Source organism: Pseudomonas shiyinii, assembly GCF_056725765.1.
The window spans coordinates 3391519-3416370 of record NZ_CM161522.1 but is presented as its reverse complement, the minus strand read 5'-3'; the positions used below and the strand labels follow the sequence as shown (position 1 = coordinate 3416370).

General features: G+C 64.3%; 22 protein-coding genes and 1 pseudogene. 9 read left to right on the top strand and 14 right to left on the bottom strand.

What is annotated here, in order from left to right; genetic code table 11:
* Positions 1-19 precede the first annotated feature (19 nt).
* Entirely contained in the window at positions 20-1381 is a 1362-nt protein-coding gene (gene abaF / locus ACXHGZ_RS15340) for a fosfomycin efflux MFS transporter AbaF (protein WP_480460469.1), read from the top strand.
* 101 nt (positions 1382-1482) lie between these two features.
* Here abaF and ACXHGZ_RS15335 read toward each other — a convergent pair whose 3' ends face one another.
* The 6 genes from ACXHGZ_RS15335 to ACXHGZ_RS15310 all read right to left on the bottom strand — a co-directional run bounded on the left by ACXHGZ_RS15335 (position 1483) and on the right by ACXHGZ_RS15310 (position 8119).
* Positions 1483-2769, bottom strand: coding sequence for an NAD(P)/FAD-dependent oxidoreductase (locus ACXHGZ_RS15335; protein WP_480460467.1), 1287 nt, complete (start codon positions 2767-2769; stop codon positions 1483-1485).
* 76 nt (positions 2770-2845) lie between these two features.
* Positions 2846-3505 (bottom strand): GntR family transcriptional regulator, encoded by a 660-nt coding sequence (locus ACXHGZ_RS15330; protein WP_324815160.1) that lies wholly within the window; start codon positions 3503-3505, stop codon positions 2846-2848.
* 108 nt (positions 3506-3613) lie between these two features.
* A complete protein-coding gene (locus tag ACXHGZ_RS15325; RefSeq protein WP_480460465.1) occupies positions 3614-5191 on the bottom strand; it encodes an aldehyde dehydrogenase (NADP(+)) in 1578 nt (525 codons plus the stop codon).
* Positions 5192-5302: 111 nt separating this feature from the next.
* Entirely contained in the window at positions 5303-6250 is a 948-nt protein-coding gene (locus ACXHGZ_RS15320; protein ID WP_084858010.1) for a dihydrodipicolinate synthase family protein, read from the bottom strand.
* A 70-nt stretch (positions 6251-6320) separates the two neighbouring features.
* Entirely contained in the window at positions 6321-7253 is a 933-nt protein-coding gene (locus tag ACXHGZ_RS15315; RefSeq protein WP_324815152.1) for a 4-hydroxyproline epimerase, read from the bottom strand.
* A 152-nt stretch (positions 7254-7405) separates the two neighbouring features.
* Positions 7406-8119, bottom strand: a complete 714-nt coding sequence (locus ACXHGZ_RS15310) for a PAS domain-containing protein (protein WP_480464067.1) — start codon at positions 8117-8119, stop codon at positions 7406-7408.
* 476 nt (positions 8120-8595) lie between these two features.
* On the opposite strand from ACXHGZ_RS15310, the gene ACXHGZ_RS15305 reads away from it, so the two are divergent.
* The 3 genes from ACXHGZ_RS15305 (at position 8596) to ACXHGZ_RS15295 (ending at position 11799) form a co-directional block, all read left to right on the top strand.
* On the top strand, positions 8596-10218 hold the full coding sequence (locus ACXHGZ_RS15305) for an APC family permease (RefSeq protein ID WP_480460462.1): 1623 nt from the start codon (positions 8596-8598) through the stop codon (positions 10216-10218).
* 96 nt (positions 10219-10314) lie between these two features.
* Positions 10315-11331: an Ldh family oxidoreductase gene (locus ACXHGZ_RS15300; protein WP_480460460.1), complete on the top strand. Its 1017-nt coding sequence runs from the start codon at positions 10315-10317 to the stop codon at positions 11329-11331.
* A gap of 276 nt (positions 11332-11607) precedes the next feature.
* A complete protein-coding gene (locus tag ACXHGZ_RS15295) occupies positions 11608-11799 on the top strand; it encodes a DUF4223 family protein (protein ID WP_084858005.1) in 192 nt (63 codons plus the stop codon).
* A gap of 152 nt (positions 11800-11951) precedes the next feature.
* Here ACXHGZ_RS15295 and ACXHGZ_RS15290 read toward each other — a convergent pair whose 3' ends face one another.
* The 6 genes from ACXHGZ_RS15290 to ACXHGZ_RS15265 form a co-directional block, all read right to left on the bottom strand.
* Entirely contained in the window at positions 11952-12443 is a 492-nt protein-coding gene (locus tag ACXHGZ_RS15290; protein ID WP_480460458.1) for a GNAT family N-acetyltransferase, read from the bottom strand.
* Positions 12444-12536: 93 nt separating this feature from the next.
* Positions 12537-13007: an Lrp/AsnC family transcriptional regulator gene (locus ACXHGZ_RS15285; protein ID WP_480460456.1), complete on the bottom strand. Its 471-nt coding sequence runs from the start codon at positions 13005-13007 to the stop codon at positions 12537-12539.
* Between the two features lie 24 nt (positions 13008-13031).
* Positions 13032-14339: an NAD(P)/FAD-dependent oxidoreductase gene (locus tag ACXHGZ_RS15280; protein WP_480460455.1), complete on the bottom strand. Its 1308-nt coding sequence runs from the start codon at positions 14337-14339 to the stop codon at positions 13032-13034.
* 131 nt (positions 14340-14470) lie between these two features.
* Positions 14471-15310 (bottom strand): transporter substrate-binding domain-containing protein, encoded by an 840-nt coding sequence (locus tag ACXHGZ_RS15275; RefSeq protein WP_084858001.1) that lies wholly within the window; start codon positions 15308-15310, stop codon positions 14471-14473.
* Between the two features lie 38 nt (positions 15311-15348).
* Entirely contained in the window at positions 15349-16110 is a 762-nt protein-coding gene (locus ACXHGZ_RS15270) for an amino acid ABC transporter ATP-binding protein (RefSeq protein ID WP_324815134.1), read from the bottom strand.
* A 15-nt stretch (positions 16111-16125) separates the two neighbouring features.
* Positions 16126-17091, bottom strand: coding sequence for an amino acid ABC transporter permease (locus ACXHGZ_RS15265; RefSeq protein ID WP_368829717.1), 966 nt, complete (start codon positions 17089-17091; stop codon positions 16126-16128).
* 327 nt (positions 17092-17418) lie between these two features.
* On the opposite strand from ACXHGZ_RS15265, the pseudogene ACXHGZ_RS15260 reads away from it, so the two are divergent.
* The 4 genes and pseudogenes from ACXHGZ_RS15260 to ACXHGZ_RS15245 form a co-directional block, all read left to right on the top strand.
* Positions 17419-18450 (top strand): annotated as a pseudogene (locus ACXHGZ_RS15260) (HAMP domain-containing protein); the annotation flags it as partial.
* A gap of 114 nt (positions 18451-18564) precedes the next feature.
* Complete coding sequence (locus ACXHGZ_RS15255; RefSeq protein WP_418889830.1) at positions 18565-19305, top strand: methyl-accepting chemotaxis protein; 741 nt, start codon at positions 18565-18567, stop codon at positions 19303-19305.
* Positions 19306-19509: 204 nt separating this feature from the next.
* Complete coding sequence (locus ACXHGZ_RS15250; RefSeq protein WP_084858355.1) at positions 19510-20142, top strand: hypothetical protein; 633 nt, start codon at positions 19510-19512, stop codon at positions 20140-20142.
* 16 nt (positions 20143-20158) lie between these two features.
* A complete protein-coding gene (locus tag ACXHGZ_RS15245; protein ID WP_480460453.1) occupies positions 20159-20788 on the top strand; it encodes a helix-turn-helix transcriptional regulator in 630 nt (209 codons plus the stop codon).
* Positions 20789-20840: 52 nt separating this feature from the next.
* On the opposite strand, the gene ACXHGZ_RS15240 is transcribed toward ACXHGZ_RS15245, so the two are convergent.
* Positions 20841-21566, bottom strand: coding sequence for a TorF family putative porin (locus ACXHGZ_RS15240; protein ID WP_480460452.1), 726 nt, complete (start codon positions 21564-21566; stop codon positions 20841-20843).
* A 237-nt stretch (positions 21567-21803) separates the two neighbouring features.
* A complete protein-coding gene (locus ACXHGZ_RS15235) occupies positions 21804-23525 on the bottom strand; it encodes an amidohydrolase (protein ID WP_480460451.1) in 1722 nt (573 codons plus the stop codon).
* Positions 23526-23769: 244 nt separating this feature from the next.
* Between ACXHGZ_RS15235 and ACXHGZ_RS15230 the strand changes: the two genes are divergently transcribed.
* Positions 23770-24699, top strand: a complete 930-nt coding sequence (locus ACXHGZ_RS15230; RefSeq protein WP_480460449.1) for a LysR family transcriptional regulator — start codon at positions 23770-23772, stop codon at positions 24697-24699.
* The last annotated feature ends 153 nt before the right edge of the window (positions 24700-24852 follow it).

Sequence of the window (24852 nt, the reverse complement as noted above, 5' to 3'; positions counted from 1 at the left end):
TCAACGGAGCGAGACATCGATGACCCCTACGACCTCTGTGGCATCCAAAACGCTTGACCGCCCGGCGGAGCATGCGCCTGCCGGTATCAAAAGAGTGGTGGCCGCCGCCATGGCGGGCGCCGTGGCGGAGTGGTATGAGTTCTTCCTTTATGGCACGGCGTCGGCGCTGGTCTTCGGCCAGTTGTTCTTCCGCCAGACCGGTAGTGCGATGGACGGGATCATCGCCGCCTTCGCGCTTTACGCCGTAGGTTTCCTGGCGCGCCCCATCGGCGGCCTGGTGTTCGGCCACTACGGTGACAAACTGGGGCGCAAGCACCTGTTGCAGATCAGCCTGGTGGTGGTGGGCATCACTACGTTCCTGATGGGCTGCCTGCCCACCTTCGAGAAAATCGGCTATGCCGCGCCGGTGTTGCTGGTGGTGCTGCGCCTGATCCAGGGCTTCGCCTTTGGGGGGGAATGGGGTGGGGCGGTGTTGCTGGTGTCTGAGCACAGCCCGGACAACCGGCGTGGTTTCTGGGCGAGCTGGCCGCAGGCGGGGGTCCCGGCTGGCAACCTGATCGCCACTGTCATCTTGCTGATCCTGTCGTCCAGCTTGTCGGAGGCGCAGTTCCTCGACTGGGGCTGGCGCGTGGCGTTCTGGTTCTCCGCCGTGGTGGTGCTGATCGGCTACTGGATCCGCAAGCGGGTCGACGATGCGCCGATCTTCAAGGAGGCCCAGGCGCGTCAGCAAAAGGTCACCCAGGCACAACTGGGCGTCGTCGAAGTGCTGACCAAGCACTGGCGCGCGGTGTTGGTCGGGATCGGCGCGCGCTTTGCCGAGAACATCCTTTACTACATCGTGGTGACGTTCTCCATCACCTACCTGAAGCTGGTGGTGCACAAGGACACCTCGCAGATCCTGCTGCTGATGTTCGGTGCGCACCTGCTGCATTTCTTCATGATCCCGGCCATGGGCTACCTGTCGGACATCATCGGGCGCAAGCCGGTGTACCTGATCGGTGCGGTGTTGACCGGTCTTTGGGGCTTCGTCGGTTTCCCGATGATGGATACCGGCAACGAATGGCTGATCATGGCGGCGATCACGCTGGGCCTGGCCATCGAGTCGATGACCTATGCCCCCTATTCGGCGTTGATGGCCGAACTGTTCCCGACCCATGTCCGCTACACGGCGCTGTCGCTGTGCTACCAGGTGGCGCCGATTTTGGCCGGATCGCTGGCCCCCTTGATCGCCGTGACCCTGCTCAAGGAATACAACAGCTCGACGCCGATTGCCTGGTACCTCGTGGCGGCGGCGGTGATATCGATCGTAGCGGTGGCCGTCACCCGGGAGACCCGTGGCAAGTCGTTGCGGGAAGTGGATGCGGAATCGGTGGGGCAGTGATGCCCGAAGGCCAGGGGCTCATGTGGCCCCTTCTATATAGTGGCTGCCATGCAAGAGCCCGCCCCTGTGTGGGGCGGGCTTGCCGCGATGGCGGTGGGACGCTAGAAACGATCCAGCCGGTAGGGCGTGAGGGAAGGCAGCGAGGGGATGCCCGGTGGAACCTGCCCGGCCATGGACGCCACCATTTCCGCAGTGGTCGCCGCCTGGGTCAGCCCCAGGTGCTGGTGGCCGAAGGCGAGCAGCACGCGGCCGTCGCAGGCCTGGTCGATCACGGGTAATGAGTCGGGCAGGGAAGGGCGAAAGCCCATCCAGGTGCTCGCGGCTTCGATATTCAATTCATTCTTGAACAGGCCCTGGCTCAGGCGATGAAGCTGCCAGGCACGTTGCATGTTGGGCGCGCGCTCCAGCCCGGCGAACTCCACGGTGCCTGCCAGGCGCAGACCGCCTTGCATAGGCGTCATGATGAAGCGCCGCTCCATGAAGGTCACGGCCAGGGGTAGGCGGTCGTGCTCGTGGGGCAGCATCAGGTGGTAGCCGCGCTCGGTGTCCAGTGGGACTGTCTTGCCGGTGAGTTGTCGGGTGAGCTTGGCCGAATGGGCGCCGCAGGCGATCAATACCTTGCGGGCTCGAACCTCGCCGCTGCCGGTGCGTAGCGCCACGCCGTCGGCTACCAATTGGCCGCTGTCGACGTGTTCCTGGGCAAAGCGCACGCCGTTTTCCCGGGCGGCCTGAACCAGCGTCGTCACTACCAGGTGCGGATCGATGAAATGCCCGGTCGCGGGGAAGAACAGCCCGCCCTGGATCGACTCGGCCAACTGCGGCGCGGTGCGTTGTACGGCGGCGGCATCCCAGAACTCGACGGGCACGCCCTGGGCCTGCATCTTCTGCTTGAGGGCCTCGATGGCGCTGCGTGATTCAGGGCGCTCGAACACCAGCAGCGAGCCGTCGTCCTTGAGGAGCTGCGCATGCCCGATCGAGGCCAACAACCGGCGCCAGGCATCGAGGCTGGCTTCGTTCAGCGCGCGCAATGCAGCGACGCTGTTGCGGTAGGGGCGCTGGCGCAGGTTCAGCAGCAATCGGGTGAACCAGGGCAAGGCCTTGGGCAGGTAGCGCCAATCCAGGCGCAGCGGCCCCATCGGGTCCAGCAGCATGGCCGGCAGGCGCTTGAGGATGGACACGTCGGCAATGGGAAATACCTGCTCGGTGGCCAAATGGCCGGCGTTGCCGAACGATGCACCCTTGCCCGGTTCGTCCCGATCCAGCACCAGCACGCGGTGCCCTTGGCGGGATAGAGCGAGGGCACAGGCGACGCCTACGACCCCTGCGCCGACCACGGCGATGTCATAGGCGTCGTTACTGGCGGCACGGTGAAGTTCGTCAGAATGCATCCGCTACCTCGTGATCGTAGATTTTATACAATTGGTTTGTCCGAACCACGCCCTGGAAAATGCCCAGGGCGCGGGGTCAGTGGTTCAAGCTGTTTTCCAGGACCGCGACGATGCCCTCGCAGGCTTCACGGATATGGCGGTCCAGCAGGCGGCAGGCCGCCTCGATGTCTTTGTTGCGGGCAAACTCGAGCAACTCGCGGTGCTCTTTCTCGGCCTTCTGGATCTCCCGCGTATAAAGCAGCTGCATGCGGATATAGCGGTCGCACTTGGTGTTCAGGTGCGTGATCATCGCCAGGGTTTCCGGCAATTGGGCGGGCGAGTAGAGCGCGGTGTGGAAGGCGAAGTTCAGCTCGCTCCAGTTGTCGATATCGCTGCCCGAGTCCAGTGCGGCGTCGTATTGGTCCAGCAGGCGCTCGGCGCGGTCCAGTTCGCTTGGGGTCAGCTTCGGGATGGCCTGCGCCAGTGCCCTGCATTCGAGCAGCACGCGCAGGTCGAACAGTTCGCGGATGGTGGCCGTGGAGAGTTCGGTGGTGAACGCGCCCCGGTGGGGGTGGAACTCCACCAGGCCTTCGGCCTCCAGGGTCAACAGTGCCTCGCGCACCGGAATGCGGCTGACGTCGTAGTCGCGCGCGAGCGCGTCCTGGCGCAGCTGGGTGGCGCCTTTGAACTCGCCGCTGAGTATCCGTTTGCGAAGATCGTCCGCAACGTGCTGGGCACGTGTCTTGAAGCTAGCCATAGTTACTGTTCAGGGACCCGGTTGGAATTTGCATATTGTATGCAAAAGGGCCTGGCAGCATCCACCGACGTGGCGCGGGGCTGTCGGTGGAGGTCTGCCCATGGCCGGTCAGTGCTCTCGCTGGCCATTCACCAGGCGGCCGAGGTTCAGCGGGTTGCCCTGCTTGATCGCTGGCGGCAGCAGGTCGTCCGGGAAGTTCTGGTAGCACACCGGGCGCAGGAAACGCAGGATCGCCGCAGTGCCCACCGAGGTGCTGCGGGCATCGGAGGTGGCCGGGAACGGGCCGCCATGGACCATGGCATCGCACACTTCCACGCCGGTCGGCCAGCCATTGACCAGGATTCGCCCGGCCTTGCGCTCCAGCGTCGGCAGCAGGGTGGCGACCGCTTCGCTGTCGGCAGCATCCATATGCACCGTGGCGGTGAGCTGGCCTTCGAGCTGCTCGGCTACCTGGCTGGCCTGGGCCAAGTCATCGCACTGGACGATCAGCGAGGCGGAGCCGAACACTTCGGCCTGCAGGGCGTGGTCGCGCATGAAGTCGCTGGCGCTGCTGACGAACAGGTGAGACTGGCACTGGTTGTGGCCTTCGCCTGCGACACCTTTGGCCTGCAGGTGGGCATTGGCATTGCTGGCCAAGGCCTGGACGCCGTTGCTGTAGGTCTTGTAGATGCCTGGAGTTAGCATGGTCTGGGCCGGGCTTTTGCTTATGGCGTCAGCGGCGGCGGTGATGAAGGCGTCCAGGGCGGCGCCTTTTATAGCAATGACCAGCCCAGGGTTGGTGCAGAACTGGCCCGCGCCTTGGTTGAGCGAGACGACGAAACCTTCGGCCAGGGCGGCGCCACGGTTGCGCAGGGCCGACTCGAACAGGAACACCGGGTTGATCGAGCTCATCTCGGCATACACCGGGATCGGCTCCGGGCGTGCCTGGGCGGCCTGGGTCAGGGCCATGCCACCGCTGCGCGAGCCGGTGAAGCCCACGGCCTTGATACGTGGGTCGTTGACCAGGCCGATACCGATTTCGGTGCCCGAGCCGTACAGCAGCGAGAACACGCCTTCGGGCAGGTCGCACTCGCGCACCGCCTGCTGGATGGCACGGCCGACCAGCTCGCTGGTGCCGGGGTGGGCGCTATGGGCCTTGACGATCACCGGGCAGCCCGCCGCCAAGGCCGAAGCGGTGTCGCCGCCGGCCACGGAGAAGGCCAGGGGGAAGTTGCTGGCGCCGAACACGGCCACCGGGCCCAAGGGGATATGGCGCTGGCGCAGGTCGGGGCGTGGCAGGGGCTGGCGTTCGGGCAGGGCTTGGTCCACGCGCACGTCCAGCCACTCGCCGGTACGTACAGTGCGGGCGAAGGTGCGCAGTTGGAAGCAGGTGCGGCCGATCTCGCCCTGGATGCGGGCTTGCGGCAGGCCGGACTCGGCCACGGCGCGCTGGACCAGCGTGTCGCCAAGGGCCTCGATGTGCTGGGCGATGCGTTCGAGGAAGGCCGCGCGGGCTTCCAGCGATGTCTCGCGATAGCGGTCGAACGCGTCCCAGGCGAGGCTGCAGGCGAGCTCGACATGCTCGCGGCTGCCACCGAGGTAGGCCGGTTCGAGCCGCTCATTGGTGGCAGGGTTGATGGCATGGACCGGTGCTTGCGTGCCGGCAACGGCGCGTTGGCCGATCAGCAGGTTACCTGAAAGACTCATGGGGCTCTCCTGAGGTCGAGAAGACGGAAATTCCCGCGCCAGACAGGGGCGGGGGAGAAAGACGGCACGCCGGCAGGCGTGCCGCCTCAGGGAGATGAAGCAGGCGTGGGATCAGGCCAGGTTGTTTTCAGCTACCCAGCTGGCGTACCACTGACGGAACTGCGCGTACTGGTTTTCCGCGTAGCGGCGCTGGGACTCGCTCAGCACGTCGGTCTCGTTGAAGTGCAGGGTGTATTCCTTGTCGCCGTTGAGCACCATCAGGTGCTTGTAGTACAGCACCAGGTCGACGCCTTCGTCGAACGAGGACAGGATGGCCAGGGCGCCTTCGAGCTCCAGCGCCAGGCGACGGGCCTTGGCGTCGCCGGCGGCGGCCTGCTTGCACAGTGCGATCAGTTGCAGCACTTCACGCGGCAGGGCGTTGCCGATACCGGTGATGGCGCCGGTGGCGTTGCACTTGACGAAGCCATGGAACACCTGGGTATCCACGCCAGCCATCAGCGTCACTTCGTTGTCCTTGGAGGTGATGAACTCGGCCGCATAGCTCATGGCTGCCGCGCCACCGAACTCCTTGAAGCCGATCAGGTTCGGGTGCTCGCTGCGCAGTTCGAAGAACAGGTCGGCGCGGGTGGCGAAACCGTAGTGGGGGCTGTTGTAGATCACCGCCGGCAGGTTCGGCGCGGCTTCCAGGATGGCCTTGAAGTGCGCCTTCTGGGCCGGGATCGACGAGCCGCGGGAGAGCACGCGCGGGATGACCATCAGGCCATGGGCACCGACCTTGGCGGCATGGGCTGCGTGGGAAACCGCTTCGCGGGAGTTGACCGCGCCGGTGCCGACGATGGTCGGGATGCCGGCGGCGACCAGGCGCGCCACGCCTTCCTGGCGCTCGGCTTCGGTCAGCAGCGGCCAGTCGCCCATGGAGCCGCAGTACACCACCGCGCTCATGCCGATATCGATCAGCTCACGGCCCTTTTTCACCAGCGCGTCGAAGTCGGGCTTGCGCTCTGGGGTGCAGGGGGTCATCAGGGCAGGAATGCAGCCGGTGAAGATATTGTCAGTCATTGTGGGCTCCTTGAAGCATTCATTCAGGTCGGTGGTCAGGGGTGTCGCGTCGTAAGGCGACGTGCTCGGGTTACTGGCAGATGCCCCAGGCGAAGGGGTCCTGCTCGTCGATCAGCAGTTGGCTGTCTGCCGTGACATGGGCACGGCCGGTGATGGAGGGGCGAATACGTTCGCCTTCCTGTTCGTAGCGGCCTTCGAAGCGGCTGCCGGTGATGCTGGCCTGGACCCAGGCCTGGCCCGGTGCAAGCTTGCCGTCGGCGGCCAGGCAGGCGAGCTTGGCGCTGGTACCGGTGCCACACGGCGAGCGGTCATAGGCCTTGCCCGGGCACATCACGAAATTGCGGCTGTCGGCCTGCGGGTCAGCGGCAAAGAGCTCGACGTGGTCGATCACGCCGCCGTCCTCGCCGTAGATGCCGTTGGCCTCCAGTGCTTGCAGGATGGCCCAGGTATAGGCGGTCAGCGCCTCGACATTGCCCAGCTCCAGGGTCTGGCCATGTTCGGAGACCAGGAAGAACCAGTTGCCGCCCCAGGCGATATCGCCCCGCACTTCGCCGTAGCCTGGCACCTGTACCGGTACATCGTGACGGTAGCGGTAGGCTGGCACGTTGCGCACGGTCACCGAACCATCGCTGTGCAGGGTGGCTTCCACCGGGCCGACGGGGGTGTCGATCTTGTGCGCGCCCGGCTCGATGATGCCCAGGTGGTGCAGCGACGCGACCAGGCCGATGGTGCCGTGGCCGCACATGCCCAAGTAGCCGGTGTTGTTGAAGAAGATCACGCCGCAGGTAGCGCCCGGCGAAACGGGCTCGCAGTACAGGGCGCCGACCAGCACATCGTTGCCGCGGGGCTCGAGCAGGGTTGCGCGGCGCCACTGATCGTGCTCGTTGCGCAGGTGATCGCGCTGCTGGCTCATGGTCTGGCCGGCGAGGGCAGGGAAGCCGCTCATGACCAGGCGGGTGGGTTCGCCGCCGGTGTGGGAGTCGATGACATGGATGCTTTTCATTGAAATTATGGATCCTCTGCAAGCATCAGCCGGAGGGCTGGGGGGGGGGCGGATTGCAGATTTTATACAATGTAGATTTTATACAATCAAGCCTCTCACACGTTTTTATCGCCACCACGCCGACATCGTAGGAGCGGGCGGGCCCGAGTCGATCAGCCGCGGGTCGCCTGGCGATACTGGCGCGGTGTGAAGCCGGTCATGGTCTTGAACTGCCGGGAGAAGGCGCTGTGGTCGGAGTAGCCGCAGCGCAGCGCCACCTCGGTGATCGGCAGCTCGGAATGCAGCAACAGGTGCGCCTGCTCCAGCCGGGCCTTGTGGATCATCTGCCGCGGCGTGAGGTGGAAGATCCGCTTGCAGTAGCGCTCCAGCTGCGCCACGGACAGGCCGGCGACCGCGGTGAGGTCATCGAGGGTGATCGGGCGGTGGTAGTGCTCGCGGATGTAGGCATCCACCGCCGACAACCGCTGGTACGCCGGGTGCGCCTGGGCGGCGGACTGCAAGTCGACGGAAATCCCGATCAGGCCCATGACCTCGCCCTGGCGGTTGAGGATCGGGCGCTTGTGGGTCAGGCACCAGCCCGGTTGCTGTGTCCCGTACAGGTGCACTTCCAACTGGTCCTGCAACACCAGGGCGCCTTCGAGCACGCGCCGGTCCTGCTCGGTGTAGCCCGGCCCGAGCTGCGCCGGAAAGACCTGCGCGCTGGTGCGCCCCAGCAGCGGGGTGAGGGACTTCAAGCCGCAGCGCTCCACCAGCGTGCGGTTGGCCATCAGGTACCTGGCTTGCGCGTCCTTGACGAAGATCACGGCGTTGGGGATGGCATCGAGCATGGGTTGCATCAGCGAGATGCAGCCCATGAGCTCCTTCATGTTCTTCGGGCGATGGGCGCTGAGGCCTTCGCTGAGGGCGGCGAAATGCGACTCGGGCATGGTGGCGGTCCTGCAGGTTGGGAGCCCATCCCTGGGGCGTGTGGCACGGGGCAGATTGTTTTTTTCAGGATGCCTGCACAGGGCAGCCCGGCGTCAAGCAGCGGATGCAAATTGTGCCGAATTCGTCATCAGGGTTGATGAAAACCATCAAGCAATCCTGGCCGCGATCAGTTCAACCTAGAAAAGAACGAGCGTGCCTGGCACCTCCTCGACCCTGACTCCTGCCCGGCGGCCATAGACCATCCGCCTGTCTGGAACGGGCTTTTGCAACCTATCGCTGAAACAGGAAACGCCGCTTGCGCCATCGCGACAAGCGTCACTCCTCGAACCCAGAGGCCTTTGCTTCACCTGCGAACGACCACGATCTCCAACACAGTTTCTGCCTATTTCAATAATCCACAAAAAAGGGCTTAGCTATGTCAGGCCAAGGTAAATTCAAGAAACAACTGTCGCTGATGGACTTGACGTTCATCGGCCTGGGCGCAATCTTCGGCTCCGGCTGGCTGTTCGCTGCCAGCCACGTCTCGGCCATCGCCGGCCCGGCGGGCATCATCTCCTGGCTGATCGGCGGTTTCGCCGTGCTGCTGCTGGGCATCGTCTACTGCGAACTGGGCGCCGCCTTGCCACGCGCCGGCGGCGTGGTGCGCTACCCGGTGTTTTCCCATGGCCCGTTGCTGGGCTACCTGATGGGCTTCATCACCATCATCGCGTTCTCGAGCCTGGTGGCGATCGAAGTGGTCGCCTCGCGGCAGTACGCCGCGGCCTGGTTCCCGCAGCTGACCAAGCCTGGTAGCAACGACGCGACCCTGGCCGGCTGGCTGGTGCAGTTCGCCCTGTTGTGCCTGTTCTTCGTGGTCAACTACCGCAGCGTCAAGACCTTCGCCAAGACCAATAACCTGATCAGCACCTTCAAGTTCATCGTGCCCTTACTGGTCATCGTCGTGCTCTACAGCTTCTTCAGCCCGGAGAACCTGGAAATCCAGGGCTTCGCGCCGTTCGGCATGTCCGGCATCGAGATGGCCGTGTCCGGTGGCGGCATCATCTTCGCCTACCTGGGCCTGACGCCGATCATCTCGGTGGCCAGCGAGGTGCGTCACCCGCAACGCACCATCCCGATCGCGCTCATTCTTTCCGTGCTGCTGTCCACGGCCATCTATGTGCTGTTGCAAGTGGCGTTCCTCGGCAGTGTGCCGACCGAAATGCTCGCCAACGGCTGGGGCCAGATCAGCAAGGAATTCTCGCTGCCGTACCGTGACATTGCCATCACCCTGGGCGTCGGCTGGCTGGCCTATCTGGTGATCGCCGATGCGGTGATCTCGCCGAGCGGCTGCGGCAACATCTACATGAACGCCACGCCGCGGGTCATCTACGGTTGGGCGCGTACTGGCACCTTCTTCAAGGTGTTCACACGCATCGACGAGGGGTCCGGCATTCCACGCCCGGCCCTGTGGCTGACCTTCGCCATGTCGATCTTCTGGACCTTGCCGTTCCCGTCCTGGGAGGCGCTGATCAACGTGGTGTCCGCTGCGCTGGTGCTCAGCTACGCGGTGGCGCCGGTCTCGGTCGCCGCCCTGCGCCGCAGCGCCCCGGAGCTGGTGCGTCCGTTCCGGGTCAAGGCCTTGGGCGTGCTGGGCCCTGTGTCGTTCATCATCGCCTCGCTGATCGTCTACTGGTCCGGCTGGAACACCGTGTCCTGGCTGCTCAGCCTGCAGATCCTGATGTTCCTGGTCTACCTGCTGGCCGGGCGTTTCGTGCCCACCGAGCACCTGTCGCTCAAACAACAGGTGCGTTCCTCGCTCTGGCTGGTGGGCTTCTACGCGATGATCATCGTGCTGTCCAAGCTCGGCAGCTTCGGCGGCCTGGGCGTGTTGGCCCATCCGCTGGACAACGTCATCGTCGCCCTGTGCTCGCTGGGCATCTACTACTGGGGCGCCTGCACCGGCGTGCCGGCCCACCTGGTGCGCCTGGAGGCCGATGAAGAAGACGAGCCCCACGCGCAACCTGCCGTGAAGGGGTTGAGCACTGCACACGCCAGCTGACCCGACGCCCCGCGATCCAGGGCGAAAGCCCTGGTCACGGCGCCGTGATGGCACAGCCGTGTCCGCAGGGGGCGCGTTGTTCCGAGGAGAAAAAACATGAACCAGAATGATTCCGTCCACCTGAGCCTCGAGGAGGTCCATGACCTGGCGGTCAATGCCCTGCACGCCAATGGCATGTCCATGGCCCACGCCCAGGCCATTGCCGAGGTGATCACCCAGGGTCAGCGCGACGAGTGCCATTCCCATGGCCTGTACCGGGTACTGGTGTGCGTGCGTTCGCTGCGCTCCGGCAAGGTCGACCCGGCAGTGTTGCCGACGGTGCACGACCAGGGCCCATCCATCGTCAAGGTGGATGCGCATCAGGGCTATTCGCTCCTGGCCTTCCAGACCGGCCTGCCGGTGTTGGTGGAGAAGGCACGGCAGCAAGGGATCGCAGCGCTGGTCATCCGCAACTGTTTCCACTTCTCGGCCCTGTGGCCGGAAGTCGAGGCCATCGCCGCCCACGGGTTGGTCGGCCTGGCAATGACTCCCAGCCACAGCTGGGTAGCGCCGGCCGGTGGCAAGCGCGGCGTGTTCGGCACCAACCCCCTGGCGTTCGCCTGGCCGCGCCCGGGCAACGAGCCGTTCGTGTTCGACTTCGCGACCAGCGCCATCGCCCGTGGCGACATCGAACTGCACGCCCGCCAGGGCAAGCCGATCCCCGATGGCTGGGCGCTGGACAGCGATGGCCAGCCGACCAACGATGCGAGCGCGGCGCTGGCGGGTGCGATGCAAACCTTCGGCGGCCACAAGGGCTCGGCCCTGGCGGCGATGATCGAATTGCTCGCTGGCGCGCTGATCGGTGACATGACCAGCCTCGAATCCATGGCGTTCGATGCCGGCGCCGGTGCCACGCCGTGCCATGGCGAGCTTTTGCTGGCCTTCGACCCCAAGGCCTTCCTGGGGGACGATGTCGAAGCCGGGATGCAGCGGGCGGAACACCTGTTCGCCGCGATCACCGAACAGGGTGCACGCCTGCCTTCCCAGCGTCGCTTCAGTGCCCGCAAGCGATCGCAGGCGCAAGGGGTTTGGGTCAACCGGCAGGTGGTCGAGGAGGTGCGTCAATTGCTTTGAAGCGGCCAAAATGTGAAGAGGAACAGGCCAGCGAGTTGAACTTCACAAGTTGCCTTTCGTGATGCAAGTCACACTTTCGAGCGGTACTTTTGTATGACGAACAGGCATTCAATTGAGTGGAAATACTAAAGGGGATCAAGGATTTGGATTGATAAACAAGCCGTTGTAACCGTTCAACTAAGCCTGTGCACATTGGCAATTCTTTTTTTTGAACGCGTTTGCTAATATCGCGGCGCCATCAGTACGGTGGTGAATTATAAATTAAAGGATTTAGTAATGAAAAAGCTGATCAAGGCCACTGTTGCTGTCGCTGTCGTTTCCGGCGTGGCGCTGCTCTCCGGTTGCACCGGCCAAGTCTTCAACCAGCAGAAGAACTGCTCGTACGACTACCTGTTCCACCCTTCGGTTTCCATTTCCAAAGTTATTGGCGGTTGCGGTCCGATCGACAAGCTGCCGCAGCAGCAGTAATTCTGGAACACACCGTTTTCGGTGTGATCAAAAACCCCAGTCATCCTATGGCTGGGTTTTTTTTTTACCGGGTCCGGCCCTATCGCCGGCAAGCCGGCTCCCACCTGTCCTGCGCTATTTTTAGGGATAGCGCCATACCGGCTTGCACGCTTTCAACCCAAGTGCTTGGCCATTTCAGCGGTGGCGTTCCACCCCTGCGCCAGATACACCGGCCTGCCGGCCTCGGTGGCATGCAGCACGGCGAACGCTATGTCGCGCCGGGCGAACTCGGCCTCGGCCAGCTTCATCAACGCTGACGCCAGGCCGCGGCGCCGGTAGTCGGGTTCGACGAACACGTTCAACACATAGCCACGTTGGTCGCGGGTCGGGTGGGCCGGGTGCGGTGGCCAGTCGATGCTCATCAGGCCGATGGCGGCGGCGACCTGCTCGCCCTCTACCAAGGCGAAGCCGTAGTAGCGGCCATCGCCCAGGCGCTGTGACAGCCAGGGCCGAAAATGCTCGGTCATCTGGCGAAGTTGTTCAGGATCGCCGGCGGCCTCCAGGAACATCCGCTCGCGGTGGCGGCAGATCACGTCCAGATCGTCGAGGCCGAGGCGGCGGACCTTCAGGCCCGCGCAGTCGATATTGCCGGGGACTTCGTTCATGGCATGCCCTCCATCAGTGGGCTCGATGCTAGAGCAGCCACCAGGCGGGTGTTAGCTACAGATCGCCTTGAAATACGCCATACAGGCAGGGCGCTACAACTCCAGGCGTCGGCTGAACTTGGTTTCCATGACGATATGCGAGGCCGTGTGGGCCACACCCTTGATCATATTGATACGGGTGAGCTCGGCGTTGAGCTCGCCCAGGGTGTGGGTGGCCAGGTGGATGATGAAGTCCGACTCGCCAGACACCGCATACACCGCCTGCACCGCCTCCATCTTGCGCAAGGCGGTCATCACGTCGGTGTAGCTCTTGTTGGTGCAGGAGGTCATGGTGAAGCAGTTGATGGTCTGGCGCAGCTTGTCCTGGTCGATGCGCACGCTATAGCCGGTGATCACCCCGGCTTTTTCCAGGCGTTGGATGCGCTCTTGCACCGACGAGCGCGCCACGCCGAGCTTGCGTGCCAGCGAGGCGGTGGGTTCGCGGGCGTTGGCCTGCAGCAGGGCGAGCAGTTGCCTGTCCTTCTCGGTCAGGCTGAATAGGGTGCCGGGGGTCTGCGCATCCATGGGGGGTGATGGCCTCGGTCGGTTTCATGGCTTGAGGGCGGCCCGCCGATGCGAACGTGCTTCCTGGAACATGTCCATCAGCTTGAGGCCGGCATAGACTGTTTGCGCTGCGGCCGGGCCGAAGGGCCCGCCATTCCATTCCAGGCCGTAGGCATCGAACAGCCGATGGCGATCGGTTTCACCGCAGATGGCCTCGGCGACCACCCGCGCACCGATGGGAGCGGTGTTCATACCATGGCCCCCGAACGATGTACAGGACCACAGCCGCGGCCCGATGGGGCCGATGTGCGGCATCTTGTGGCGTGCATAGCCCATCAGCCCCGACCAGGCTTTTTCGATCTTCAACCCTTGCAGTTGGGGGTAGACGGCCAGGATGTCGCGGGTCAACAACTGCCCCAGGCGTTTTTCATCCTGCAGGTTACGCGTGGTGATATGACCGCCCCACAGCAGGCGATCGCCATCGACGATGCGGTAGTAGTCCGAGGCACGGCGGTTGTCGCCCACGGCATCGGTGGTGCGCACCACATCCCTCAGACGTTCGCCCAGGTGCTCGGTCAGCACCACGTAGGTGGCAATGGGCAGGAATGCGCGGCGCAGGCGGCCGAACTCCGGGCCGCCATAACCGCCGCAGCAATACACCACATCGGCACAGTCGACAGTGCCGTGTCGGGTCTGGACCCGGTGCCGGCCCGCGCGGCTGTGCACCTGCACCATCGATGAATGCTCGTGGATCCGACCGCCCTTGTCTTCGATCCGCTTGGCCAGGCCCAGGCAGTAGTTCAACGGATGGAAATGGAAACCATGGCTGTCGCGAAGGCCCTGGAAGTACCGATCGGTATTCAACTGGCCACGGATTGCCTGGGTATCGAGGTAGTGCAGGTCGAAGTCGAACTCACGTGCCATGCGATCGCGCAGGCGCTGCAGGTTGTCGGCGTCGTCGTAGCGCACCACGCTGAGCTTGCCGGTGGTCGGGGCGCAGCCCTCCAGCTGGTGCTCGGTGATCATGTCGCGCACGATGTCGACCCCTTCGAGCGACAGCTTGAACAGCGATGCCGCGGTGTGGGTGCCGCAGCGTCGCTCGATGGCCGATAAACCTTCCGACCAGCCTTGCAGGACGAACCCACCGTTGCGGCCCGATGCACCCCAGGCGATGCGTGCAGCCTCCAGCAGCACCACCGACCGCCCCCGCGCGAGCAGCTCCCAGGCGCAGCTCAGCCCCGCCAGGCCGCCGCCGATGATGCAGACGTCGGCCTGGACGGTGCCCTGTAGCGGTGGGCGCGGTGGGGCAGGGCGCATGGTGGCGGTGTAGTAGTTGTTGCTGTAGGTGGACATGGGATGGGTCATCCTTTGGGCACAGGGAGGCCATGCGCCCTGCGTGAGGTAAGGGCGCCAGTTCGGTGGTTTACAGGTGTTGGGGGCTGCGCTCGCCGGCCGCTTCCCTGCGCGGCGGCGCATTACGACGGCTACTGCACTTTGGTGAGGTCGGCGCCGTACCATTTTTCAGACAACTGCTTGAGCGTGCCGTCGGCCTTCATACCGGCGACGATCTTGGCGAGCTCGGCGCTGAAGGCTTCGTCGCCCTTGTCCACGGCGATGGCCAGGGGTTCGTAGTAGGCCGGCTTGCCTTCCACCGGCACGATGGGATAGCCGTGCTTGATCGCCCCCATGATGGTCGGCAACGCCGAGAGGGTGGCGTCCAGGCGGGTGCCGTTGCCGATGCGCAGGTCGTCCAGCGGGCCCATGCTGTCGCCGTAGGTCTGCACGTCACCCGGTTGCACGTCATAGCTGAAGGGCGGCACGTCCTGGGCGTCTATCTTCAGCCGACGGTTGATGTAGTCCTCGGAGGTGGTGCCGGCCTCGACGCCGATGACCTTGCCGTTGAGGTCGGCGGCCTTGGTGCCGGCGGCATCCTTGTGCACCGCGAACACATAGGGCGTGTAGTAGTAGATGGCCGGGAAGTCCAGGACCCGGCTACGCTCGGTGGTCGGTGTCATGGAGCCGACCGACAGGTCCCAGCGGCTGGACCAGTGCCCGGCGGTGATGATGCCGTACTCCGGCGTGACGAAGGTCACCTGGCTGCCCAGGCGGCGGCCGATTTCGTTGGCCACGTCGATGTCGAAACCTTTGAGGGTGTTGTCCGCGTCGAGGAACGACTGGGGCGGCCAGTTGGCAGCGGTGGCCACCTTCAGCACCTTGCTTTGCTGGATACGTTCCAGGGTCGCGCCGGCCCAGGCCGCGCAGGTGGTGATCGACAGGGCGCCGGCGACAGCGGCGGCAGCGAATAGGCGAGCGACTGAGGTCATCGGTAGGTCTCCGGTTACACGGTTGTTGTTGTCGGATGTCAGTGGCTGAGGATTTGCGAAAGGAATTCCCGGGCGCGTTCATGCCGCGGGTTGTCGAAGAAGGCCTGGGGCTCGGCCTGTTCGATGATGCGACCCTGGTCCATGAAGATGATCCGGTCCGCCACCTTGCGGGCGAAGCCCATCTCATGGGTCACGCACAGCATGGTGATGCCGTCCTGGGCCAGCTCGCCCATCACGTCGAGCACTTCCTTGACCATTTCCGGGTCGAGCGCCGAGGTCGGTTCGTCGAACAGCATGATGCGGGGGCGCATGCACAGCGCACGGGCGATGGCCACCCGTTGCTGCTGGCCGCCGGAGAGCTGGCCGGGAAACTTGTCGGCCTGGCTCTTGATGCGCACCCGGTCGAGGTATTCGTAGGCCAGTTCGCGTGCCTTGGCCTCGCTGAGCCGGCTGACCAGGCGTGGGCCGAGCATGAGGTTCTCCAGTACGGTCAGGTGTGGGAACAGGTTGAACTGCTGGAACACCATGCCGACCTGGCGGCGAATGGCGGCCACGCTCGTGGCGCTGCGGGTCAGGGCATTGCCGGCGATGAGCACCTCGCCTTGCTGGAAGTCCTCCAGCAGGTTAAGGCAACGAATCAAAGTGGACTTGCCGGACCCGGACGGGCCGCAGATGACCACGATCTCGCCGCTGTCGATCTGTAGGTCGATACCCTTGAGCACATGGAAGTCGCCGTACCATTTCTGCAGGTCGCGGATCGCCACCGCTGGCGAAACCGCGGGTGTGTGGGCCAGGTTCATCGAAGGGCTCCTTGTTCAGCGGTGGGCGCGGTCGAAGCGCTTTTCCAGGCGGGCCTGGACGGTTTCCAGGAGGATCGACAGCAGCCAGTAGAGCACGGCGGCGGTGATCAGCATTTCCAGATGGCGGAACTCGGCACGCCCCTGGGTGCGGGCGAGGAACATCAGCTCCCAGACGCCGATCACCGATACCAGCGAACTGTCCTTGAGCATGGAGATGAACTGGTTGCCGGTTGGCGGGATGATCAGGCGCATGGACTGCGGCAGGATCACTCGGGTCATGGTTTGCAGGGGTGTCAGGCCGATGGCCCGGGACGCTTCCCATTGACCGCGTGGAATGCTGCTGATGCCGGCGCGGAAGATCTCGGTCATGTAGGCGCCATAGCACAGCGACAGCGCCAGGACCCCTGCCGGCACGGCCCCGACCACATAGCCGAGCTGGGGGATGCCCAGGTAGATCAGGTAGATCTGGATCAGCAGTGGTACGCCGCGGAAGAACGAGGTGTAGAAGCTGGCGATGGCAATGGCAAAACCGTTGGAGGACAGCCGAGCCGTTGCGCCCAGCAGTGCCAGGACGAAGGCGATGGCGATGGACAGGGTGGAGACGTAGACGGTGGTGAACACCCCTTGGGTGATCATGAAGCCGACTTTGCTGGCGATGAAACTGTAGGACAAATTGAAGGTATCGAAGAACAGCAGGAACAGCACCAGCAGCTCGCACCACACCGTGATGACCTGGGCACGCAAAGGGAAGCGGCCGAGGATGAACAGGTTCAGCACCAGGGTGACGGTGAGGGTGCCCGCCACTGCGATATCGCGCAGCAAGGGGGCATGCAGGTCGAGAACGATCGGGCCCATCAACCGGGCCAGGCCGCTTTCGCCCAGGCCGGTGAACAGCGCCAGGGTGAAGATCGCCACGGCGATTGCGCCCATGAATGCGACGTTATCGGTCGCCCGAGGTTTGACGATGTGGTCTTTGTACATGTGTCTGCCTCTGCGGAGCTGGGCTCCTCTTGTTGTTGTGGGGCCATTATGGGCGCGCACAATGCCGGTAGGCAGACGTCGAAATGCTTGTTATCGGTCTTTTTCAAGATCGATTGTTCGGATCATTCCCCTACAAATGTTCAAGGGCCCGGCCAGTGTACGCTCGGCTGTTTTTACGGTGTTGAGTAGGAAAAATGGCTGGATGCTTGTATGAAAAATCGCTACAGCGTTCAAGATTCATACACAGCCAGCCGATAGGGAAGCGAGAGTCCCGCCATCGAGTCATGGGCGTGCGATAAAAAGAACAATCCATCCAAGGTCCGGAACATGAACCTGAAATTCCGCCACAAGGTACTGCTCAGTGCCTGCGGCGTCGTGGTATTGGCGTTTGCCTTGTTCACCCTCTACAACGACTACCTGCAGCGCAACACCATCCGCCAGAACATCGAGTCTTCCGTGCAGCAGGCTGGCGCCTTGACCGCCAGCAGCGTGCAGAACTGGATGAGCGGGCGCATCCTGATGCTCGAGAACCTCGCCCAGGACATCGCTCAGCAGGGCATCGGCGAACATGTCGCCGGTCTGGTCGAGCAACCGTCCTATACGCAGAACTTCCTCTTCACCTACCTCGGCCAGGCTGACGGGGTATTCACCCAGCGGCCATTCGTGGAGTTGCCTGAAGGTTTCGACCCACGCAAGCGGCCTTGGTACGGCGAAGCCGCCAATGCCGGTGGCACGGTATTGACCCCGCCTTACCAGGGCACCGTCGGTGGCTTGATGATGAGCATCGTCACGCCGGTCAAGGCCAAGGCCAGCGGTGAGCTGCTGGGCGTGGCAGGCGCCGACCTGAGCCTGGATACCCTGGTGCGGTTGATCAATTCGGTGGACTTCGGCGGCATCGGCCATGCCTTCCTCGCCGACCGCAACGGCCAGGTGATCGTCAGCCCTGACCAGGACCAGGTGATGAAGAACCTCAAAGACATCTACCCCGAGGCCGCCTTGAAGGTCGAGCCGGGCATGCAGGACGTCACCTTGAATGGCCTGGACCGCATCATTTCCTTCGCCCCCGTGCAGGGCCTGCCCTCGGCCCAGTGGTACATCGGCCTGTCCATCGACAAGGACAAGGCCTACGCAGGCCTGAGCCAGTTTCGCACCTCGGCGATCATCGCCATGCTCATCGCCGTGGCCGCCATCGCCGGCCTGCTGGGCCTGCTGATCCCGGTGCTGATGCGCCCGCTGACCACCATGGGCCGCGCCATGCAGGACATCGCCGAAGGCGAAGGCGACCTGACTCGCCGCCTGGCAGTGCAGCACAAGGACGAGTTCGGCGAACTGGCCACTTCGTTCAACCGCTTCGTCGAGCGTATTCACGCCTCGATCAGCGAGGTGTCCTCGGCCACCCGCCTGGTGCATGACCTGTCGGAGAAGGTGGTCCACGCCTCCAACGCCTCGATCATCGGCTCCGAGGAGCAGAGCATGCGCACCAACAGCGTCGCCGCGGCGATCAACCAGCTGGGCGCCGCCACCCAGGAGATCGCCCGCAACGCCGCCGACGCCTCGCAGCATGCCAGCGGCGCCAGCGACCAGGCCAACGACGGCCGTCAGGTGGTGGACGATGCGATCAACGCCATGACCGCGTTGTCGCAGAAGATCAGCGAGTCGTGCGAGCAGATCGAGGCGCTCAACGCCAGCACCGACGAGATCGGCAAGATCCTCGACGTGATCAAGGGCATCTCCCAGCAGACCAACCTGCTGGCGCTCAACGCCGCCATCGAGGCGGCTCGTGCCGGCGAGGCCGGGCGTGGGTTCGCGGTGGTGGCTGACGAGGTGCGCAACCTGGCTCATCGCACTCAGGAGTCGGCCGAAGAGATCCACCGCATGATCACCGGCCTGCAGGTAGGCTCGCGCGAGGCGGTGTACACCATGAACGAAAGCCAGGTGTCCAGCGAGCAGACCGTGCAGGTGGCCAACCAGGCCGGCGAGCGGCTGGCCAGCGTGACCCAGCGCATCGGCGAGATCGACGGCATGAACCAGTCGGTGGCCACCGCCACCGAGGAGCAGAGCGCGGTGGTCGAGAGCCTGAACCTGGACATCACCCAGATCAACAGCCTCAACCAGCAAGGGGTGGAGAACCTCAATGAAACCCTGCGCCATTGCGATGCCCTGAGCCAGCAGGCGGGGCGTCTGAAACAGCTGGTGGGCAGCTTCAGGATCTGAGGCGGCCCCATCGCCGGCAAGCCGGCTCACACAGGTCTGGCGATGTCTCTGAAAACAGCGCAGGACTGGTGGGAGCCGGCTTGCCGGCGATGGACGCGAAGTAGCCTCAAGACCATTGATCGGAATCTCAGGCAGCCACTAATAAAAACATATTTTGATGCTTAAATTATTCTTGTCAGTCCAATCCCACCCGAGGGTGCTGCCATGAATCTCAAGATCGCCGCCTTGCTGCTGCTGGCCCTGTGCGCCCAGCCAGCCTGGAGCCAAACTTCTGCCCCCGCTGCTTCTCCCACCACCGACTCCGCCGCGCTGACCACGCGGCTGGCCCTGCGCGACCTCTGGGTCGAGCATGTGTTCTGGGTCAGGAACTACGCCATGGCCAACCAGGCGGGTAACCACAAGCAAGCCGAGGTCGCCGCCAAGCAGGTGGTGGGCAATGCCACCACCATCGCCAACAGCATCGCCCCGCTGTACGGCCAGCCCGCCGCCGACCAGTTGCTCAAGCTGCTGGCCGGGCACTGGGGCGCCGTGAAACACTACAGCGACGCGACCGTGGCCAAGGACAAGGCCGGCAAGCAAACGGCCATCAACGAGCTGTCGAGCAATGCCAAGGCGTTGTCTGCCTTCCTGGCCAAGGCCAACCCCTACCTGCCGGAGCAGACCCTGCTGTCGATGCTTACCGCCCACGGCGGGCATCACCTGTCGCAGATCGACCAGTTCGCCGCCGGTGACTATGCCGGCGAGGCGCAGACCTGGCAGATGATGCGCCAGCACATGCAGGCCTTGGCCGATGCCCTGGCCGGCGCGCTGGTCAAGCAGTTCCCGGACAAGTTCTGAACAAGGAGGCAACCCGATGCTCGAAGGCTTGGGCCGTACCCAGCAGGACCTGCTCAACGCGTTGCTCTACCAGCCTGGAGGCATGAGCATCGACGAGCTGTCGCAGGCCCTGGCGGTCACCCGCACCGCGGTGCGCCAGCACCTGGCGGCGCTGGAGCGTGACGGCCTGGTCCAACGCGGCGCCACCCGGCCTACCGGGCGGCGCCCGGAGCAGTTGCACCAGCTCACCGACCACGCCCGGGAGCTGTTTCCACGGCAGTATCCGCTGCTGGCCAACCTGCTGATCGACGAAGTCGCCGGGCTGATCGGCCAGGACGCGCTGTTGGCGTTGATGCGCAACCTGGGGCGCAAGATGGCCGAGGGCATGGAGCAGAAGGTGGTCGACGAGGCACGCATCGTCGAGCACATGAACAATGCCGGCTACGAGGCGCAGGTGTTCTTTCGTTCGTCCGGCGAGGCTGAGATCGTGGCCCACAACTGCGTGTTCCACCACCTGGCCAAGGCCCACCCGGTGGTGTGCGAGCTGGACCTGGCGTTGATCGGGGCCTTGGGCGGGGGGGTGGCGGTGCATCAGGAGTGCATGTTGCGTGGTGGGGCGGTGTGCCGGTTTTCGCTCAAGGCGCCAGGTGAGCCACATCAGGCTTGATTGGGGCAGCTGTGCAGCCCTTTCGCGGTACAGCCGCCCCAGGTGCTATCGATCAGAAACCTTTGCTGACCGAGGCAACCAGCGTGGCCGAGCAGACGTCCTTGAAGCCCAGGTAGCTGGCACATTCTGCCTGGGACAGGTTGGTGTCGATGTAGCTGAGCGACCAGTCCAGCGACAGCATCGTGCGGCTCAGTTCCACTTCCCATTCGTGGTAGGCGTTGCGGCTGCTGCCGTCGTTGGCGAACCAGCTCGGGTCCTTGTAGTCGTTGCGCCCATAGCGCACTTCCAGGCCGATGTCATGGGGCAGCAGGGTGCCATAGCCGACATAGTTGTAGAGCATCGACTGGTCGCCATTGAAGTCGTCCGAGTAGTTGCCGCCCAGCAGCACACCCCAGGCACGCAGTTCAGCATGATACTCGCCATAGTTGAAGTTGCCCTGGCGCGGGTAGACGTACTTGATGTACGAGGTGTCGAGGGTGACATCGTCGCTGATCTGCCAGAAGTAGCCGGCGTAGTAGTCCAGTTCCTGTCGGGTGCGGCTGCCGAAGCCGAAGTCGACGTTGGAGCTCCAGACCCCGGCGTACAGGCCGCTGCTGTGGGCGAGGGTCAGCGAGCCTTGCAGGGCCGGGTCGTTCTGGCTCTGGGAGATGCCGCGGGTGCGGTAGTCGCTGAAGATGCCGACCTTGGCCTCGAGGCTGAAGTCGTCGTTGAGCTCAATGGCGTGGGCGAACGGGGTGCAGACGAGCAGGCCGCCTGCGATGAAGGTGCGTGGGCGCATTCGAGGGTTTCCGTTATTGTTTTTGTGTGGGGTGTGGCAGGGCGGGCTTTATCGCGGGGCAAGCCCGCTCTCATAGAGCAACGCCTAACTATTTGGGTTTGCAGGCCCTTTGTGGGAGCGGGCTTGTCCCGCGATTAGGCCGGGCCCGGTATCACCGTCGCCTGGCAAGGGCTTCGCCCTTGATCGCGGGACAAGTCGGACCGCCGCACCGCCGCTCCCACAGGGGCTGCGAAGCGATCAGCGCGCGTAGATCTGCTTGCCGGCAAACCAGGTCTGTAGCACCTGGGTGTCACGCAGTGCTTCAGGCTCGACGGTGAGCACGTCGCGGTCGAGGACGATCATGTCCGCCTGCTTGCCGACCTTGAGCGAGCCGACCTGCTGTTCCAGGCGCATGGCCCGCGCGGCATTGAGGGTGTAGGCCTGGAACATGGTTTCCCGGTCGATGGCCTCCTCGGCGTTGAGCACACCCTTGGGGCCCTTGCGGCTGACCGCCTGGTAGATCGCCTTCCACGGCTCCGGCGTGGTGATCGGCCAATCGCTGGCCCCGGCGATGGTCGCGCCATTCTTCAACAGTGAACGGGCCGGGAAGGTATGCATGAAGGCTATGGCGTCGACATACGGCTTGACCAGCTCGAGGTTGTTCTCGTCGGCGCTGGCCCAGTACAGCTGCATCGAAGCGATCACGTCCAGGCCCTTGAAGCGGGCGTACTCCTTCGGGTTGACCATCTGCAGGTGGGTGATGGAGTGAGGGATGCCGCTGTGGCGCTCGCGTCGAGCCTGCTCCACGCCGTTGAGCGCCTCGCGCACGGCGCGGTCGCCGATGGCGTGCACGTGCACCAGCCAGCCGCGGGCATCGGCGGCGCTGACCAGCTCGCCGAAGTGTTTCGGGTCCAGCAGCAGTTCGCCGTTCTGCCCGGAGTTCTTGTAAGGCTCGAGCATGGCTGCGGTCTGTGCCGGGGCCTCGGCAACGCCGTCGGCGAACACCTTGATGCCCGGCAGGGTGAGGTTTTCCACGCCGAGGAACTGCTGGCGCACCTTGTCCAGCTCGTCCAGGTCGGCAGGGCGCGCCTTGGAGTCGGCCATCAGCAGGGCGGCGACGTGGGCGGTCAGCTCGCCGCGCTCGGAAAGGGCCTTGTAGACCGGCAGCACGCCCAGCGAATCGTTCTTGACGTCGGCCCCTGGCAGTTCGTTGGCCAGTGGGTCCATCCAGCCGGTGATGCCCAGCTGCTTGTTGTAGTCCAGGGCCATGCGCCCGGCGGTCATCAACGTGTCGTGGCTCAGCGGTGGCAGCAGGTCGGTCACCGGGTAGTAGCTGGCATCGGCGAGAAACCCGTTCGGGGTACCGTCCTGGTGCTGGCCGATGGTGTTGCGTGCCTCGGCAGGCAGCGCCGCGATGGTCTTGGCATCGATCCCGGCGCGCTCGAGCATGGCCTGGTTGGCCCAGCCGGTATGCATGTCGTTGGCCGCCAGGAGGATCGGCTGCCTGGCCCATTCGCCATGGTTGAAGCGTTGCTCCAGGGCCGGAATGTCGTCCCAGTAGGTGCCCGGCACGCCACCGACGGAAAGGAATTCGCCACGCACCGCCTTGCCATCCTGGCGCCACTGGCGCAGGCGCTGCTCCAGCTCGTCGAGGGGCAGCTGCTCACCGGCCAGGTTGGCCAGCTCCAACTGCAGGCCGCCCTTGATCGCATGGGAGTGGGAGTCGAGCATGCCTGGCATCAGCACCTTGCCGCCCAGGTCGATCACCTGCGTGCCACTGACCTTCAGGCGCAGCACGGCCTGGTCGGAACCCACCGCGACGATCTTCTGGCCCTCGACTGCCACGGCCTGCTGCAACGGCTGGCCTGGCTCGGCGGTATAGACCTTGGCGTTGTGCAGGATCAGGTCGACCGCCGCGAAGCCCGGCAGGGCGGTGCAGGCCAGGCCGGCGCTGATCGCCATCTTCAGGAGCTGCTTCATTCGATGCCTCGTTCTTGTTGTGATGGGGCCGCAGCCTAGCCAAGGCGCAAGGGCGATTAAATGCGACGGCAGGCACAACTTTTTTCGCGCTGGGGAAATAATCCGTCGCCTATGATTGCCGTGGTACAAAGCCCGGGCATGCCGGTGCCTATTCAAATCGCGCGGCATTTGCCGATTTGATGAAAAGGCGCAGATACTCGCCGCGCCTTCGCATTGCCTCGCTTGTGCCGAACAGGAAGAAACCATGGACAAAATGACGGCCCTGACCATTTTCGTCGCCGCCGCCGAGCACGGCAGTTTCAGCCGTGCCGCCGAGCAGTTGGGCAAGACCCCCTCGGCCATCACCAAGGCCGTCGCCCACCTGGAAACCGAACTGGGCGTGCGCCTGTTCGAGCGCACCACCCGGCGCATGGCGCTCACCGAAGCCGGCACCCTGTACCTGGAAGGCGCGCGCCAGGCATTGATGCACCTGCAACTGGTGACCGAGGAAGTGGAACAGCTGCAGCACGCGCTGCGGGGCACCTTGCGCATCACCGCGCCGCCGTCGTTCGGCCCGGCGTTTCTCAACCAGGTGTGCTGCCGGTTCATGCGCGAACACCCGCAGGTGCGCCTGGAGGTGAACCTCAACGATGCCAATGAAGACCTGATCGACGGCGGCTACGACCTGTCGCTGCGCGACGGCCCCACCGACCAGCCTGAACTGATCGCCCAGCCGCTGATCGAGAACCGCGTGATCCTCTGTGCCAGCCCCGACTACCTGGCCCGGCGGGGCGACTCGATCACCCTGGAGAACTACGCCCAGCACGACTGGCTGCTGCTGCGTCACCCGTTGCTCAACCGCAGCTACTGGTGGATCGAGCAGGGCGGGCAGACCCTGCGCGTGCGCCAGCCCACGCCCAAGTTGGTCAGCGACAACTTCGACTTCCTGCTGGCTTGCCTGCTCGATGGCCAGGGCCTGCAGTTCGTGCCCACTTGGTGCGCCGCCCCCTACCTGGCCAAGGGCCAACTGGTGGAAGTGCTGCCCGACTACTGGCGGGCCTTGAGCGCGTTCGGGCCCTGGGTGCATGTGCTGTACCTGCCGCACCGGCGCAACACGCGCAAAGTGCAGGCTTTCATCGCCTTGCTGCACGAACACCTGCGGGGGCAGGGCCTGGAGGCGGCTGAGCGGGGCTGAGTTTTTCCGCCTGGGCACAAAAGTTGTGCGGGGTGTGACGATGATCGGCGGGAGGCGGCTCGCTAGGCTAAGGGTGGTCGCCTGAGCAGGCATTCCACTCTTTCCCAAACAGCAACGATGCCTTGAGCCCGCTGTACCAGGAGTTCCCCCGCA

Excerpts from the sequence above, each read along its gene's own strand:
- ACXHGZ_RS15230 (WP_480460449.1), top strand. The coding sequence starts at position 23,770 with ATGGACAAAATGACGGCCCTGACCATTTTCGTCGCCGCCGCCGAGCAC.
- ACXHGZ_RS15270 (WP_324815134.1), bottom strand. The coding sequence starts at position 16,110 with ATGAACCTGGCCCACACACCCGCGGTTTCGCCAGCGGTGGCGATCCGC.
- ACXHGZ_RS15295 (WP_084858005.1), top strand. The coding sequence starts at position 11,608 with ATGAAAAAGCTGATCAAGGCCACTGTTGCTGTCGCTGTCGTTTCCGGC.
- ACXHGZ_RS15320 (WP_084858010.1), bottom strand. The coding sequence starts at position 6,250 with ATGACTGACAATATCTTCACCGGCTGCATTCCTGCCCTGATGACCCCC.
- ACXHGZ_RS15245 (WP_480460453.1), top strand. The coding sequence starts at position 20,159 with ATGCTCGAAGGCTTGGGCCGTACCCAGCAGGACCTGCTCAACGCGTTG.
- ACXHGZ_RS15240 (WP_480460452.1), bottom strand. The coding sequence starts at position 21,566 with ATGCGCCCACGCACCTTCATCGCAGGCGGCCTGCTCGTCTGCACCCCG.
- ACXHGZ_RS15305 (WP_480460462.1), top strand. The coding sequence starts at position 8,596 with ATGTCAGGCCAAGGTAAATTCAAGAAACAACTGTCGCTGATGGACTTG.
- ACXHGZ_RS15285 (WP_480460456.1), bottom strand. The coding sequence starts at position 13,007 with ATGGATGCGCAGACCCCCGGCACCCTATTCAGCCTGACCGAGAAGGAC.
- ACXHGZ_RS15330 (WP_324815160.1), bottom strand. The coding sequence starts at position 3,505 with ATGGCTAGCTTCAAGACACGTGCCCAGCACGTTGCGGACGATCTTCGC.
- ACXHGZ_RS15280 (WP_480460455.1), bottom strand. The coding sequence starts at position 14,339 with ATGTCCACCTACAGCAACAACTACTACACCGCCACCATGCGCCCTGCC.
- ACXHGZ_RS15275 (WP_084858001.1), bottom strand. The coding sequence starts at position 15,310 with ATGACCTCAGTCGCTCGCCTATTCGCTGCCGCCGCTGTCGCCGGCGCC.
- ACXHGZ_RS15325 (WP_480460465.1), bottom strand. The coding sequence starts at position 5,191 with ATGAGTCTTTCAGGTAACCTGCTGATCGGCCAACGCGCCGTTGCCGGC.
- ACXHGZ_RS15290 (WP_480460458.1), bottom strand. The coding sequence starts at position 12,443 with ATGAACGAAGTCCCCGGCAATATCGACTGCGCGGGCCTGAAGGTCCGC.
- ACXHGZ_RS15300 (WP_480460460.1), top strand. The coding sequence starts at position 10,315 with ATGAACCAGAATGATTCCGTCCACCTGAGCCTCGAGGAGGTCCATGAC.
- ACXHGZ_RS15250 (WP_084858355.1), top strand. The coding sequence starts at position 19,510 with ATGAATCTCAAGATCGCCGCCTTGCTGCTGCTGGCCCTGTGCGCCCAG.
- abaF (WP_480460469.1), top strand. The coding sequence starts at position 20 with ATGACCCCTACGACCTCTGTGGCATCCAAAACGCTTGACCGCCCGGCG.
- ACXHGZ_RS15315 (WP_324815152.1), bottom strand. The coding sequence starts at position 7,253 with ATGAAAAGCATCCATGTCATCGACTCCCACACCGGCGGCGAACCCACC.
- ACXHGZ_RS15335 (WP_480460467.1), bottom strand. The coding sequence starts at position 2,769 with ATGCATTCTGACGAACTTCACCGTGCCGCCAGTAACGACGCCTATGAC.
- ACXHGZ_RS15310 (WP_480464067.1), bottom strand. The coding sequence starts at position 8,119 with ATGAAGGAGCTCATGGGCTGCATCTCGCTGATGCAACCCATGCTCGAT.
- ACXHGZ_RS15265 (WP_368829717.1), bottom strand. The coding sequence starts at position 17,091 with ATGTACAAAGACCACATCGTCAAACCTCGGGCGACCGATAACGTCGCA.
- ACXHGZ_RS15235 (WP_480460451.1), bottom strand. The coding sequence starts at position 23,525 with ATGAAGCAGCTCCTGAAGATGGCGATCAGCGCCGGCCTGGCCTGCACC.
- ACXHGZ_RS15255 (WP_418889830.1), top strand. The coding sequence starts at position 18,565 with ATGCGCACCAACAGCGTCGCCGCGGCGATCAACCAGCTGGGCGCCGCC.